This is a genomic window from Campylobacter concisus (assembly GCF_002913715.1).
GTDB classification, from domain to species: Bacteria; Campylobacterota; Campylobacteria; order Campylobacterales; family Campylobacteraceae; genus Campylobacter_A; species Campylobacter_A concisus_AG.
The window spans coordinates 196,987-211,527 of the sequence record NZ_PPCE01000004.1 but is presented as its reverse complement, the minus strand read 5'-3'; the positions used below and the strand labels follow the sequence as shown (position 1 = coordinate 211,527).

At 38.2% G+C, this 14,541-nt stretch carries 15 protein-coding genes; 8 read left to right on the top strand and 7 right to left on the bottom strand.

Annotation, left to right across the window (positions count from 1 at the left end; translation table 11 throughout):
* Positions 1 to 3 precede the first annotated feature (3 nt).
* The 8 genes from leuB (at position 4) to glyS (ending at position 6,998) form a co-directional block, all read left to right on the top strand.
* Positions 4 to 1,071 carry a 3-isopropylmalate dehydrogenase gene (leuB, locus tag CYO92_RS02100; RefSeq protein WP_103589524.1) on the top strand — a complete coding sequence of 356 codons (1,068 nt, stop codon included), beginning with the start codon at positions 4 to 6 and terminating at the stop codon, positions 1,069 to 1,071.
* Positions 1,068 to 1,313, top strand: coding sequence for a hypothetical protein (locus tag CYO92_RS02095; RefSeq protein ID WP_021089560.1), 246 nt, complete (start codon positions 1,068 to 1,070; stop codon positions 1,311 to 1,313). The genes leuB and CYO92_RS02095 overlap by 4 nt, the downstream gene beginning before the upstream one ends.
* Complete coding sequence (locus tag CYO92_RS02090) at positions 1,310 to 1,726, top strand: CiaD-like domain-containing protein (RefSeq protein WP_103589523.1); 417 nt, start codon at positions 1,310 to 1,312, stop codon at positions 1,724 to 1,726. Before CYO92_RS02095 ends, CYO92_RS02090 begins: the two co-directional genes overlap by 4 nt.
* Complete coding sequence (locus CYO92_RS02085; RefSeq protein WP_103589522.1) at positions 1,686 to 2,873, top strand: CCA tRNA nucleotidyltransferase; 1,188 nt, start codon at positions 1,686 to 1,688, stop codon at positions 2,871 to 2,873. The genes CYO92_RS02090 and CYO92_RS02085 overlap by 41 nt, the downstream gene beginning before the upstream one ends.
* A gap of 74 nt (positions 2,874 to 2,947) precedes the next feature.
* Positions 2,948 to 3,427 carry a tRNA (cytidine(34)-2'-O)-methyltransferase gene (locus tag CYO92_RS02080; RefSeq protein WP_085658320.1) on the top strand — a complete coding sequence of 160 codons (480 nt, stop codon included), beginning with the start codon at positions 2,948 to 2,950 and terminating at the stop codon, positions 3,425 to 3,427.
* On the top strand, positions 3,424 to 4,827 hold the full coding sequence (locus CYO92_RS02075; RefSeq protein WP_103589521.1) for an endonuclease/exonuclease/phosphatase family protein: 1,404 nt from the start codon (positions 3,424 to 3,426) through the stop codon (positions 4,825 to 4,827). Before CYO92_RS02080 ends, CYO92_RS02075 begins: the two co-directional genes overlap by 4 nt.
* Before the next feature lie 24 nt (positions 4,828 to 4,851).
* Entirely contained in the window at positions 4,852 to 4,983 is a 132-nt protein-coding gene (locus tag CYO92_RS09470) for a hypothetical protein (protein WP_258033816.1), read from the top strand.
* Positions 4,980 to 6,998 (top strand): glycine--tRNA ligase subunit beta, encoded by a 2,019-nt coding sequence (gene glyS / locus CYO92_RS02070; protein WP_103589520.1) that lies wholly within the window; start codon positions 4,980 to 4,982, stop codon positions 6,996 to 6,998. The genes CYO92_RS09470 and glyS overlap by 4 nt, the downstream gene beginning before the upstream one ends.
* 58 nt (positions 6,999 to 7,056) lie before the next feature.
* Here the strand turns inward: glyS and CYO92_RS09465 are convergent, their stop codons facing one another.
* The 7 genes from CYO92_RS09465 to alaS all read right to left on the bottom strand — a co-directional run bounded on the left by CYO92_RS09465 (position 7,057) and on the right by alaS (position 14,520).
* Entirely contained in the window at positions 7,057 to 7,926 is an 870-nt protein-coding gene (locus CYO92_RS09465; protein WP_223315353.1) for a phosphoethanolamine transferase, read from the bottom strand.
* A 69-nt stretch (positions 7,927 to 7,995) separates the two neighbouring features.
* Positions 7,996 to 8,628 carry a phosphoethanolamine transferase domain-containing protein gene (locus CYO92_RS09460; RefSeq protein ID WP_223315354.1) on the bottom strand — a complete coding sequence of 211 codons (633 nt, stop codon included), beginning with the start codon at positions 8,626 to 8,628 and terminating at the stop codon, positions 7,996 to 7,998.
* Between the two features lie 36 nt (positions 8,629 to 8,664).
* Positions 8,665 to 8,991, bottom strand: a complete 327-nt coding sequence (locus CYO92_RS02060; protein WP_103589519.1) for a ComEA family DNA-binding protein — start codon at positions 8,989 to 8,991, stop codon at positions 8,665 to 8,667.
* Between the two features lie 9 nt (positions 8,992 to 9,000).
* A complete protein-coding gene (locus CYO92_RS02055) occupies positions 9,001 to 10,929 on the bottom strand; it encodes a transglycosylase domain-containing protein (RefSeq protein ID WP_103589518.1) in 1,929 nt (642 codons plus the stop codon).
* The gene (gene maf / locus CYO92_RS02050) at positions 10,926 to 11,468 is read right to left on the bottom strand and encodes a septum formation inhibitor Maf (RefSeq protein WP_103589517.1); all 543 of its coding nucleotides are present in this window, start codon (positions 11,466 to 11,468) and stop codon (positions 10,926 to 10,928) included. The genes CYO92_RS02055 and maf overlap by 4 nt, the downstream gene beginning before the upstream one ends.
* A complete protein-coding gene (locus tag CYO92_RS02045; protein ID WP_084042051.1) occupies positions 11,465 to 11,965 on the bottom strand; it encodes a 3-isopropylmalate dehydratase in 501 nt (166 codons plus the stop codon). Before CYO92_RS02045 ends, maf begins: the two co-directional genes overlap by 4 nt.
* Positions 11,962 to 14,520: an alanine--tRNA ligase gene (alaS, locus tag CYO92_RS02040; RefSeq protein WP_103589516.1), complete on the bottom strand. Its 2,559-nt coding sequence runs from the start codon at positions 14,518 to 14,520 to the stop codon at positions 11,962 to 11,964. Before alaS ends, CYO92_RS02045 begins: the two co-directional genes overlap by 4 nt.
* Positions 14,521 to 14,541: the final 21 nt, after the last annotated feature.

Genomic DNA, 14,541 nt, shown 5'->3' with positions numbered 1-14,541 from the left:
ATAATGAGAGAATATAAAATTTGTGTTATAAAAGGCGATGGCATCGGCCCTGAGATCATAGATGAGGCGATAAAAATTTTAGATGTCGTTAGCGCTGAGTTTGGAATAAAATTTGAGTACGACTACAAGCTTATGGGCGGTGCAGCTTATGATGTATTTGGCGTGCCTTTGCCAGATGAGACGCTTAACTCTGCTCTAAACTCTGATGCTGTGCTTTTTGGGGCGATCGGCGGCGAGAAGTGGGATAGCTTGCCAAGACATCTAAGACCAGAGAGCGGGCTTTTAAAGATTAGAAAAGAGCTTGAAGCTTATGCGAATTTACGCCCAGCCATTGTTTTTGATGAGCTAGTGGATGCTAGCACGCTAAAGCCAGAGGTTTTAAGAGGCGTTGATTTTGTCGTGGTTCGTGAGCTAACAGGCGGACTTTATTTTGGGCAGCCACGTGAAAAAGGCGAAGATAGAGCGTTTAATACGATGGTTTATTCTAAAATGGAGATCGAACGCATCGCAAAGATCGCTTTTGAAACAGCAATGCTTCGCAAAAAAAGGGTCTGCATGGTCGATAAGGCAAATGTGCTTGAGACAAGTCAGCTTTGGCGTGAGGTGACTAGCGAAGTGGCTAAAAATTACCCTGAAGTAGAGCTTAGCTTTATGTATGTGGATAATGCAGCTATGCAGCTAGTAAGAGCTCCAGCAAATTTTGACGTCATACTTACTGAAAATTTATTCGGTGATATTTTAAGCGATGAGGCGAGTATGATCTGTGGCTCGATAGGACTTTTGCCAAGCGCTAGCATGGGCGGCAAAGTGGGAATTTATGAGCCAATACACGGCTCAGCTCCAGACATCGCAGGGCAGGGCATAGCAAATCCAATCGCAACAATTTTAAGTGCAGCGATGATGCTAAGATACGCATTTAGTGAAAATGAAGCCGCAGATGCGATAGAAAATGCTGTGAAAGAGGCACTTGCAAAAGGCTATAGAACAAAAGATATCGCTGCTTTTAATGCGGTTGAAATTTGCTCAACTAGCGAGATAGGCGATGTTATCGCAGGATTTATCAAAAAATGAAAAACACAATCACTGAAGCACTGATCTACGAAGCTCAGGGGCTAAAAGATGATGCACTTGAAATTTATAAAAATATCTTAAAGCAAGATCCGTCAAACAAAGATGCCCTTAGCGCGATAAACCGTCTGAGCGGACTTCGCAAAGAGCGAGCGATAAAAAACGAGCAGATGAAAGAGTTTTTTATCAGAATGAAAAGTGATGAAGAGATAAATGAATTTAAAAGGTGGTTGATAAGATTATGAAGCTTGATGATATCGCTAGAATGGCAATCAGTGAGGTTAGTGCCGAGCTTGAGAAAATAGAAGCATTGCAAAGTAAAAAGCAAGAAGAGCTTGAGCGTGAGAATTTAAAAAAAGAGCTTTTGGCTATAGAGACTAATGAAAATGCACTAAATAACGAGCTAAAAGTTGAGACAAATTTACAAAATGAGCAAGCGTTTGAAGTAAAAGAGGAGCCAGTAAGTCCAATAAAAAATAGAGAGGTGAGCGAAGAGAAAATTTTCTTAACAAACCTTGCTGAACGCATAGAAGTACTTTTTGAAGGGCTTAAACAAACTCCTGAGCAAAATCTCGCTTCAAGGCTTGAGCTAACGACAAAATTTTTAGAATTTACCCTTGCAAATATCGAAAATAGACTCCAAAATCTCTCAAAATAAGCCATTAGACGGCTTAAAAAATGAGATAAAAATCAAAAATAAAATTTATAAAAATAGCGAGCTAGACTTTTTTAGATCGCTATTTGCTCCATTTACTTCACGTGTCTATCTAGTTGGTGGCTGCGTGAGAGATGCATTTTTGGGGCGAGAAATTTATGATTATGACATCGAAGCTTATGACATTGAGCCTACTAAATTTAATGAGCTAATGGCTAGCATAGGCGCTAGCGGAGTTGGTAAAAGCTACTTCATCTACAAATACAAAAACTACGACATTGGGCTTCCAAGAAGCGAGAGCAAAACTGGAAATTCACACAAAGACTTTGCAGTAAGCTATATTAACGATCCCAAAATGGCGAGTCTTAGGCGAGATTTTACGATAAATGCCATGATGATGAATATCTTTAATGGAAAAATTTTAGACTTTTACGGTGGAAAGCAAGATCTGGCAAACAAGACATTAAAGCACATTGATAGTGAAAAATTTAAAGAAGATCCACTAAGGGTGCTTCGTGGTGTGCAGTTTAGTGCGAGGCTTGATTTTAGCATAGCTGATGAGACGCTAGCTCTTATGAAAAGCCTTAGTTTAGAGCATCTAAGCAGAGATAGGATAAATACTGAGCTTATTAAATTTTTTCGAGCAAAGCATCTAGAAAAAGGAGCTTATTATCTTTTTAAGCTTGGGCTTTTTAAAGAAATTTTTGGTATGCAAATTTCTATGGATGATGGGTTTTTAAGCTATCTTAAGAGTGCTAGAGAATTTGTGGATGATGAGAGATTATTTTTATATCTACTTTTTGGAAATTTTGAGTCTAATGCAAAAGAAATTTTAGAGAAAATGCGTCTACCAAAGAGCTACTTTTCTATCTTAAAGCAGCCTTATTTTAAGGATATACCAAGCGATAAAGAGCTAATGCAAATTGCCCTAAATATGCCCATAAAATCATGGCTTGGAGCTTATAATAAAGAGCGGATAGAGCGTGCCAAGAAGCTTGGAATTTATGAGGTAAAATTTGACGCGAAAGTTGATGTGGCAGAAATTTTATCAGCTGGTTTTAAAAACGAAGAGATCGCAAAAGAGATAAAACGTAGGCAAGAGTTTGAAATTTCAAAATATCTAATCGAGTATAGGCCTAGAAAAGATTAGTCTTTAAAACTCTTAAAAGCCCATTTTGGCTAAAATAGGCTAGTTTATAACACTTTTTAAGGCAAAGAAAGCTTATGTTTAACATAGTCCTAGTCCACCCTCAGATACCGCAAAATACTGGAGCTATCGGTAGAATGTGCGTTAATGCAAATTTAAAGCTACATATCGTTAAGCCAACGGTCTTTGATCTGAGCGAAAAGGCTGTTAGACGAGCAGGGCTTGACTACTGGAAAATTTTAAATCCAAAAATTTGGGATAGTTTGGAAGAATTTTTAGAAGCGAACTTAAGCCACAAGGATAGATTTTTCTTCGCTACCACAAAGACAAATAGGCTTTACTACGAGGCCGAGTTTAAGCCAGGAGATTTTATATTTTTTGGTGGCGAGAGTACTGGGCTGCCAAGAGAATTTATGGATATAAATTTTAAAAATGCCATAACCATACCAATGGGAAAAGAGGGCAGGAGCTTAAATTTAGCTATGAGCGCTGGCATTATCGCGTATGAGGCGATCAGGCAAAATATCACTGAATTTGACTTTAGGAGTGAGATTTGAGAGTAGTTTTTGCTTTAGTTTTTACCATTTTAGTGGCATTTGCGAGTGAAATTAGCATCGCAACTTATAATGTACAAAATTTATTTGATTGCAAAGATGATGGTAGTGAATATCTTGATTTTAAAGTAGGCGTATCAAAATGGGACTGTGAGGCAGCTGATTCAAAACTACAAAGAACAAGACAAGTCATAAATGCATTAAATACTGACATTATCGCACTTCAAGAGATCGAAAATGAGCAGGTTTTAAAAGCTCTGGCAAGTGATAGCGAGTATAAATTTGTTAGTTTTACAAAGGAGAAAAATTCGCCTGTTGGGCTTGGGCTTATTTCAAAATTGCAGCCAAGTGGCAGTGAAATTTTTAAAGTTCCAAACGTAAAGACGAGAAATATTTTAAAGGTTATTTTTGAGACGGAAGGTAAAAAATTTAGCATATTTGTAAATCACTTTCCAACTTATAAAAATGGCATAAATATGCAAAAAAAGGCTGAAAAAACGTTAAGAACGGCTCTGGGTAAAGAGAAAAACGCGATTATTTTGGGTGATTTTAACTCGCCCTTTGGACAAAAATCCATCCTAAATGATATCATCGCAACGAGAAATTTTTATGATCTTTATAAAGAGCTTGAGCCAAAAGATAGATATTCTCACGCAGTGCATGGCAAAAAAAGAGCGATCGATCATGTTTTGCTTTCGCCCAGCTTTATGGAAAATGGCGATCTAAGTTATGTTAGTGGCAGTTTTGAAGTCTTTAAACCAAGCTTTGCAATCGATGAAAAAGGCTTTGCAAAGAGCGACCTTTACTCGGATCACTTTGCGTTAAAGTTTAAAATTTCAACTGATCCAAGCCCAGTAAAAAAAGGCTTTGTAAGTAAAATTTTTAAAAAAGATGAAAATAAAGCCAATAAAAAAATAAGCGAACAAAGCTATAAGACGGCTGATGTAGATACGCTTTTTGATCATCCAGAAGCTGTGCCAGCAGTGATTGAAAAAGCGGTTGTTATCTTAAAAGATAAGCATGGCTTTATTTTCTCGAAAAATCACCGTGGAATTTATGTTTATGATCCTAAAAATAGCGTTACTGTAGGCGAAGAGCTAGATGTTTTAGTAAAGCGAATGAAAATTTATAAAGATGCGCTTGAAGTCAGCTCTTATGAGATCATAAATGAGCATGGCACAAAAGATATTAGCGAAAATTTATTAGATGCATCGCAATTAAGCGAAGCTAGAAGTGGCGATGTCTTTGCTAAAATTTCGGGCAGACTAGAGAGGGGCTATCTACATACACCATACGGTAAGATCAGGGTTTATAGCAAGAAAAAGCTAAAAGATGGCGAGTATAGTTTTGAAAACGCGAGAGTTAAAATTTACAAGAGAGAAAACCAAATCGTTGTGGAGTAGAGAGTGCAAATTTTAGATATTTTTATGATTACGGCGTTTGTTTTATTTCTTATTTTTATGATAAGAGGCGTCATTTTGCAGTCGCAAGAGAAGGAGAGAGTAAGAAAAATGGTAAGAGAAAAAAGAGAAAATTTTAATAAAAAGAGTGAAATATGAAAGAGTTATTATTAGAAATTGGAGTTGAAGAGCTTCCAGCGATACCGTTTTTAAGGGAGCTGCCAAATATCAATGCTAAATGGCAGGCTGTACTTGAAAAATATAATCTTGTAAGCCCTTTTAAATTTTATTATACGCCGCGTCGTTTGGTCTTTTTTCATGAGAAATTTCCACAATCTCAGCCTGACAGCGTGGCTAGCTTTATCGGTGCGCCAAAGCAAGTTGCGCTAAAAGACGGAGTCTTTACAAAGGCAGCACTTAGCTTTGCAAATAAATGCGGCATAAGCGAGAGCGAGCTTAAATTTAAAGAGATAGACGGCAAAGAGGTGCTTTACTACGAAAAAGAGGTAAAAGGCGAGCCGGTTGCTAGGATAATGGGCGAGATGGTTGAGGAGTTTTTAAAGAGTCTTAACTTTGGCAAGTCTATGCGCTGGGGCAACGGAGAGTTCGAGTTTATCCGCCCGATAAGATCGTTTTTGTGTTTACTTGGTAATGAAGTCATAAAATTTAATAAATTTGGCGTAGAGAGTGGTGATTCAACCTATCCACACAGAAGTATCAGCTACGACAAGATAAAAATTTCAAATATAAAAGAGTATTTTGAAGGCTCAAAGAGCCGTGGTGTCGTGCTTGAAGCAGGCGAGAGAGAAAAAATAATCCTTGATGAGTTTGAAAAGATCAGCCAAAAAAGCGGGCTAAAGATCGAAATCGATAAAGACTTGTTAGCTGAAGTTGTGGCGATCACCGAGTATCCGACAGCACTTCTTGGCTCGTTTGAAGAGGAATTTTTGGAGGTGCCAAGCGAGGTCATCATCACTTCTATGAAAGAAAATCAGCGCTACTTTCCAGTCTTTAAAGATAATAAGCTCGCAAATGGCTTTGTAGTCGTTAGTAACGCCATAACGCAAGATTACTCACTCATTATTAAAGGTAACGAAAAGGTGCTAAGAGCAAGGCTAAGCGATGCGATGTTCTTTTGGCAAAGCGACCTAGCGCACGAATTTGGCCCAGAAAAACTAAAAAATATAACTTATCTAAAAGAGCTTGGAAGTATCTACGAAAAAGAGCTTAGAGAGCTAAAAGTGGCTAAAAAGCTTGCTAGCAACTATGACGAGCTACTTAAAAAAGAAGCTGGCGAGTACAGGGCTAAGCTAGAGCGAGCTGTGATGCTAAGCAAGGCTGATCTTACAACGCAGATGGTTTATGAATTTACCGAGCTTCAAGGTATCATGGGCGCTTACTACGCAAAGGCAAAAAATGAGGATGAAGACGTCGTTTTGGCCATAAAAGAGCAGTATCTGCCAGATGGCGAGGAGGCGCAGTGCCCAAGTAAGGTCTTTAGCTCGGTCATGGCGCTTTCAAATAAGCTTGATACGCTAATGGGACTTTTTAGCATCGGCAAAATCCCAAGTGGCACCAAGGATCCTTACGCTCTAAGGCGCGCGGCAAATGGCGTGATAAAGATCGTTTTGGCGCATAATTTGAAATTTAACGTAAAAGAAATTTTAGAAGATATCGCAAAAGATTATAAGAAATTTGACGTTGAAGTGCTTATAAATTTCATCCTTGATAGGCTCTATACCTTCTTTGACGCAAACGTTTCTATCGTAAAAGCGTGCATAAAAAGTGGCGAAAAGGACATCTTGGAGCTAACCAAGATGATAGAGGCGCTTGCTAAAATTTCAAGTGAGCCAAATTTTAGAGAGAATTTCTCGACATTTAAGCGCCTTGCAAACATCATAAAAGATGATAAATTTAGCAAGGTCGATGAGAGCCTCTTTGAGATAGATGCTGAAAAAGCCTTAAATGATGCATTTAATGCAGTTGATAAGAGCCTAGCGTATGAGCCAAGGCTAAAGGCGCTATTTGCATTAAAACCACAGATCGATGAGTTTTTTGACAAAGTTATGATAAATGTTGAAAACGAGAAAGTGCGAAACAATCGCATCGCAATAATCGGTCAAATTTATAGTGAGATACTAAAAGTAGCTGACATAAAAGAGATCAGCTTTTAAATTTTACGCTAGCTTGTAGCTTTTGCTTGGGCTGGCTTTTTAAAATTTATATTCTAAACTACCTAAAAATATCAAATTCTGGCTCATAGACCTTAGTTTTTATTCCAAAATATCCAAGAACTGAGCTAAATATAAAATCATGTGAAAGGCTTTCATCTCTCCTAGTTTTTAGCCTTTTCAAAAGTTCGCTATCGCTTGAAAAGACGATGGCTGGGATGTGTTTTTGCTCATCTGGAGCGATGGAGTAAGGCAGACCATGTAAATATATACCGTTTTCACCTAGGCTATCTCCGTGATCTGAGAAAAAGAACATGGCAACTTCAAATTTATCTTTTCTTGCTTCAAGAGCGTTTATTAGCTCGCTTTGTAGATAGTCCTCATATAAAATGGTGTTGTCGTAGGTGTTTGCTATCTCTTCTGGTGTACATTTGTTTAGCTCGGCAGTATCGCACGTTGGGGTAAATTCTTTAAATTTGCTTGGGTAGCCTTTGTAGTAGATAGAGCCGTGTGAGCCTTGCAGGTGTAGCACGATAAGGGTAGTGGAATTTGCATCTTCGATGACCTTTTTTGCTTCATTAAATATCACTTCGTCAAAGCCTTCTGCTCTATGATCTGAAGTATGATTTTGATCAAGATTGTCGCAAACGCCCTTGCAGCCGCCGCTATTGTTGCCAAAAAAGTATGTTTTTATTCCAAGTTTGTTGATGATATCAACTAAATTTTCACGAGCTTTAGCTTCGCGGTTGCTAAAATTTTCTCGCTTTAAGTCTGAAAATAAGCAAGGCACGCTAGTCTCTGTGGCTGCTCCACATGAGTAGAAATTTGTAAAACTTACCACACCTTTTTGTTTAGTAAATTTATTCGTATCGTTTTTGGCGTAGCCATTTAGTGAGTAGTTTCTGCTTCTTTGCGTCTCGCCAACTATCAAAACTAAAATTTTCTTTTTATTATCAGCTAGTACCGCATCATCTGCTACATAGGTAAAAGGTAGTGGTTTTTATGTGATCGATTTTACTAGTTTTATAGCCGAGTAGATGGGATAGTATGGGAGCAATGCGGTCCTTAAATTCGAATGCTCTCTAAAAAATGGTATAAAAATTTTAGACGTTAATGAAAATATGATAGCTATCGCAACTATAGAAAATGAGATAATTTTTGCTCTTAATTTAAGCTCATTTTTGAAACTATCATAGTTAATTTTTACAAATAATACATATACGCAAGGTAAGATGGTTGTAAAAATTATCCAAAAAACTAAACCTGTGCTAAAGTAACTAAAAGCTTCTTTGGTATCGGTATGTAGGACGTTTAATAACATATCTTTATCTATAATAACACCATATGCTTGCATAAAGTAAGCAGATATGCCACTTGCTAAAATCAAAATAATCGCAACTGGCTTTAGCGAAAAAGGCAAAAATAAAATACAAAAAATACTAGCGAAAACCAAGATAAAGATAATTGCAAATATAAGAAAAAAGAATATGGAAAAAGAGAGTTGATTATTTTGTAGAAAGCCTGAAAAAACGCCATTGTATAAAAATATATAATTTATAAAAAATATGTAAGCAGTAAATAAAATCAGAAATTTTAAAAAACTGATATTTTTAAATTTATTAATATTTAGCATCTTTTCAGCCTTTGTAAAAAGCCATAATAATAGGACTCAAATGTAAATGGCTAGAAAATTTAAATAAAAAATAAGATTATTTTTTCTTGCCTTTGGAGTTTTTGCTTCAGCTTTTTTGACTTTCGCATTCTCTTTTATACTAAGTTTTTCTTTAACTTTTTGCATATCGTTAAAGCCAATACCTTGGACTTTTTCAAGCTCATCGATGCTTTTAAATTTATGGGCTTTTCTGTATTTTATAATGTTTAACGCTTGACCTTTACTTAGCCCAAGCCCCATTAACTCGTTTTTGCTGGCCGTATTTAGATTAGCGCCATATGCAATACTTGCGACTACTAAACAAAGTAAAATTTTAATCCTCATCTTATCTTCCTAGAATAATAATCCATCATTTTCTTGATCTTGTATGATGTCATTTGCCGGTATATTTTGAGGTAGTGGTGAGTCGTTTGTGTAGTATTCGTCACTGCCTCCATAATAGCCTTTATAAACACCGTCTGGCTGCTCAAATGTACGTCTTAAAGTAGGATAAAGCTTAATGTAGCCTTCCATAAATTTCTTAAACACAGGTGCGGCTGTTCTACCACCGCCTTCAATCTTTTTCATAGGGCTGTTGTCGTCATTTCCGTACCAGATTATCGCTTCGATATCAGGTGAGTAACCACAAAACCAAGCATCGATGTTATTATTTGTTGTGCCGGTTTTGCCTGCTATTTGGATGCCATTTATTTTTGCGTTGCGTCCAGTGCCGTTATTTACGACATTTTGAAGAAGTGTCGTCATCAAAAATGCTTGTTCTGGTTTTAGCACCTGCTTCTTTTGTGGTTCATAGTCCATCGAAGTCCCAAAGCTATTTTCTATATGCTTAATAAGTGTCGGCTCAACCATCTCGCCCTCATTTGGGAACATCGAGTAAAATTTTGCGAAATCAAGTGGCGAAATCCCAAAACTTCCAAGTGCAATAGATAAATTTTCTGGGATATCGTTAAAGCCCATATCTGTAAGCTGTTTACGAACCGAGCTAAGACCAAGATCGTTTAGCAAATTTATGGTTGCGAGGTTGCGCGACTGGGTTATGGCTGATTTTATAGTGATATAGCCTTGAAAACCGCCACTATAATTCTTTGGTGTCCACTCTTTGCCATTTCCCATATCAAATGTCCTGGCGATATCAGCCACTTGAGAAACGACTGAGTAGCCACTATCAAGAGCGATTTGGTATATAAACGGCTTAAAGCTAGATCCTGGCTGGCGCTTGCTTTGAGTGGCACGGTTATAACTGCTTTTTGCGTAGTCAATACCGCCAATTAGAGCTAAAATTTGACCACTTTGTGGATGAGTGACTACTATAGCTCCATTTAGGATTTCTGCATTTGCTTTTTTATCGCGCTTTAAAATTTCATTGTAGCCATAGGCTAGAGCTTCTTGAGCGATCTTTTGGACATTTAGATCAACTGTGCTTTGTATCTTATAGCCACCAGTTTTTATATCGTCAAATTTCTTTGAAGCCTCTTTTATTATCTCATCGACTACGTAAGGGGCTTTATTTCTTGTGAGTGTATCGTCAAAGACCGCTGGCTCTTCAAGCACGCCCTTGCGGTACTCATCCTCGTTTAGCCAGCCGATGCTATACATTCTCTCAAGTACTCTATTTGCACGGCTAAGCGACAAGTCAAGGTGCTTTGTAGGATCATAGGTGCTTGGAGCCTTTGGCAAGCCAACTAGCATGGCAACCTCTTTTATGCTTAGCTCATTTAGCTCTTTTCTAAAATATCCCTCAGCTGCTGTTTTTATTCCGTAGTAGCCATGTCCAAAATAGACGTGATTTAGGTATCTTTCGATGATGTCTTCTTTGCTAAGCTCGCTTTCAAGCTTCATAGCAAGCACGATCTCTTTTATCTTTCTTGTAAATTTCTTCTCACGGCTTAGAGCCAAATTTTTAATGAGCTGTTGTGTTAGTGTTGAAGCACCCTCGACCAGCTTTCTAGCTTTAATATCTTTTATGGCAGCTCTTGCCATAGCTTCTACGTTTATGCCACCATGCTCAAAGTAGCTCGTGTCTTCGATAGCTACCAGTGCTTCGATGACACGCGGTGGGATATCGTTATATTTTACGTAAATTCTATTTTCTTCAAAGATATTCGCGATGAGTTCGTTATTTCTATCAAAAATTTGCGTTGTAAGCTTTGGTTTATAATCAATAATAGCGTAAGCATCAAATCTAACTTGTGAATAAAAATATAAAAATGCTCCGCCAAGCGAAATGGCAACTATAAAGATAAATGCCAAGATATATTTCATAAAAATGCCTTTAATATTTTTAAATTTAGTCCCATTGCTGTGCTGGTCTCGCCGTGCTGGGAGGTGATGTATTTTTTATTAAAATTTTCTATCGTCATGGCTCCAGCCTTGCCTTGCCACTCATTATTTTTTATGTATTCATTAAGGTCATGCTCGTCAAATTTTTTAAATTTATACGTAGTCCTACTTACGTTTATAAGCTCAAATTCGCCTAAAAATATCATCGCCGTATAGACGCTGCATTCGTTACCGCTTTGTAAATTTAGCATGGCAATCGCTTCTTTTTCGTCCTTTGCTTTACCTAAAATTTTATCTCCACACGCCACACAGCTATCTGCAAAGAGTAAATTTTTAAGACCCATGTTTTCTTTTAAAAATTGCTCTTTTTTAGCTTTTACGACATTTTGGACATAAATTTCAGGCTTTACATTTTTTTCTATCTTGCTCTCGTCAAACTGGAAAGAAATTTGAGTGAAATTTATACCAGCATCTTTTAATAAATTTGCCCTTGTTGGCGAGCTTGAAGCGAGTATTATCATAAAAATACCTTATAGCTTATGCCAAGATAAATGGCTGCTAGAGAAGCTAATAAATTTAGCGGTGTAAAATAATAAATTATAACGATCAAACTTTCGTTTAGCTCGATCATTTCATGCGATCTTAGTGCTTTTAAGGCCTTTTTGTATCTATAAAATATATAGCTTAAATTTAATAGCAAAAATAGTTCTATTGCGCATTTTGTTGCTACCATCGCACTTGCCATAGGATTTGTCAAATTTGCATCATAAAATCCAAAAATTATAACCACACTTGTCGCTATTACGCAAAGGATTAGTATAAAAATCGCAATGCCAAAGCGTCTTATAATGTGAAGTAAGATGTGATAGCGTTCCTTGTCTTCAAATTTATTTTTTATAAAGTAGCTTCCAACAAGTACAAGACCGGCTTGTAGCCCCACAAAAAGAGCTACAAAGCACACATGCAAAAATAGTACTACTTGGTCAAATTTTATAAAAGCTATATCGTAATGACTCATTTTTCTAAAGCTTGCCTTGCATACTCAAGTGAATCTTTTATCGCATCTTCTATCATTGATGCATCTTTGCCACCGGCTGTTGCAAAGTCATCTTTGCCACCGCCATTGCCACCTAGGATTTGCGCTGCAAATTTTACCCAAGCACCTGCTTTTAAAGGAGCATTTTTAACGCCAGCTGCAAGAGAAATTTTACCCTCTTCATCTGTTTGGATCAGTAAAATAGCAGCACTTTCATGCTCGTTTTTAAACTCATCTATTAAAGTTTTTATATCTCCACCATCTACGCTTGTGACGCAAAGTTTGGTTTTATTTATATCTAAATAGACTAGCTCATGAGAATTTTTAGCATTTTTTAGTTTGTCTTTTAAAACTCTTAGTTCATTTTTTAGCTTTTTGACCGCATTTATTGGCTCGGTGCTCTTTAGCTCATCTTTTAACTCATCAATCTCAGCTCTAAATGACTTTGCTAAATTTAGCGCAGCTCTTGAGCAAACAGCCTCGATACGCCTAACGCCAGCACTTACGCCACTCTCTTTTGTGATGAAAAACAATCCGATCTCATTTATATTTTTTACGTGTGTGCCGCCGCAAAGCTCTTTGCTGATGTCGCCAAAGCTCACAACTCTTACTTTGTCGGCATATTTTTCGTTAAATAGCGCGATCGCTCCGCTTTTTTTGGCCTCTTCAAGCTCCATAACCTGCGTTTTTGCATTTGCACCGTCTAAGATCCACTCATTTACAAGGTTTTCGATCTTTGAAATTTCTTCGCTAGTAAGTGCCTTTGGATGTGAGAAGTCAAACCTTAGCCTATCTGCCTCGACATTTGAGCCAGCTTGAGCGATGTGCGTGCCAAGCACGTTTCTAAGGGCTGCATGAAGCAAGTGTGTGGCGCTGTGGTGACGTGCGATCTGGGCTCTATCACTGCCAACTTCAAGCTCTACTTCGTCATCAACTTTTAGCGCTGCATTAGTTTTTACTAAAGATAAATTTAGTCCATGAAATTTTTGCGTATCAAGCACATTTGCTTTGCCCACTATCTTACCGCTATCGCCGCACTGGCCGCCACTTTGAGCGTAAAATGGAGTGACATCAAACATCACCCAACCCTCTTTGCCAGCATCTAAACTATCTACATTTTTAAATTCTTCATCAAGCAGGGCTAAAATTTTGCTTTTGCTCTTAAGCTCTTCGTAGCCTATAAATTTATTCTCGCCAAATTTTTCAAGTAGCTCTTTAAAATCGCCCTTCGCACTCTTGTCGCCACTGCCTTTCCAAGCAGCTTTTGCACGTGCTTTTTGCTCGCTCATAAGCTCATCAAACCTTGCTTCATCGACTTTGAGTCCTTTTTCGCGTAGCATGTCGGCCGTGAGATCTAGCGGAAATCCGAACGTATCGTAAAGCTTAAACGCAGCCTCTCCGCTAAAAATTTCTTTTGTATTTTTAAGCTCGCTCTCAAATAGCTCTAAGCCACTAGCGATTGTCGCCAAAAATCTCTCTTCTTCAAGCTTGATCTGCTCTTTTACAGCCGCTTTTTTCTCATTTAGATAGGTGTAGTGCTCTCCCATTAGCTCGCAAACTTTATCGACAAGCTTATACATAAATGGCTCTTTTATGCCTAGCAAGTATCCATGGCGGATCGCACGGCGCAAGATGCGGCGAAGCACGTAGCCACGGCCCTCTTTATCAAATGTCGTGCCCTGAGCTAGCAAAAATGTAACCGAGCGGATGTGATCGCTTATGACGCGGTAGCTAGCGCCACTTTCATAGACGTATGGCTTGCCGCAAAGCTTTGCTACTTCGTTTATGAGCGGCATAAAAAGTGTGCTGTCGTAGTTGCTAAATTTATCTTGCAAGATAGCAGTAACGCGCTCAAGTCCCATGCCAGTATCGATGCTTGGCTTTGGTAATGGGCTTAGTTTGCCATCGGCGCTTCTTTCATACTGCATGAAAACAAGGTTCCAGATCTCTAAAAATCTATCTCCATCGCCGCCCATGTAGTCTTCAGGTGTATTGAAGTGTTCAGCTCCTTGATCGTAAAAAATTTCACTACAAGGACCACATGGTCCAGTATCTCCCATCTGCCAGAAGTTATCGTGATCGCCAAAGCGGTAAATTCTCTCTTTTGCGATGTGAGTGCTCCAAATTTCAAACGCCTCATCGTCGCTTTCATGAACGGTTACATAAAGCTTATCTTTTGGTAGTTTTAGCACCTCTGTGACAAATTCCCAAGCGTAAGCGATCGCCTCTTTTTTGAAGTATTCGCCAAAGCTAAAATTTCCTAGCATTTCAAAAAATGTGTGGTGGCGCGCCGTGTAGCCGACATTATCAAGGTCGTTGTGCTTACCACCAGCTCTTATGCAGGTCTGACAGCTAGTGCGGATAGGTGGTGTTGGGCGTGGCACTTCGCCTGTGAAAATGCTCTTAAACGGTACCATACCGGCGTTTGTAAAAAGTAGTGTTGCATCGTTTGGCACGAGCGGTGCTGAAGCTACGACTTCGTGACCTTTTGATTTAAAAAAATCAAGATATGCCTTTCTTATATCTAAATTTTGCATTTTTATCCTCGTTAGTTTTAA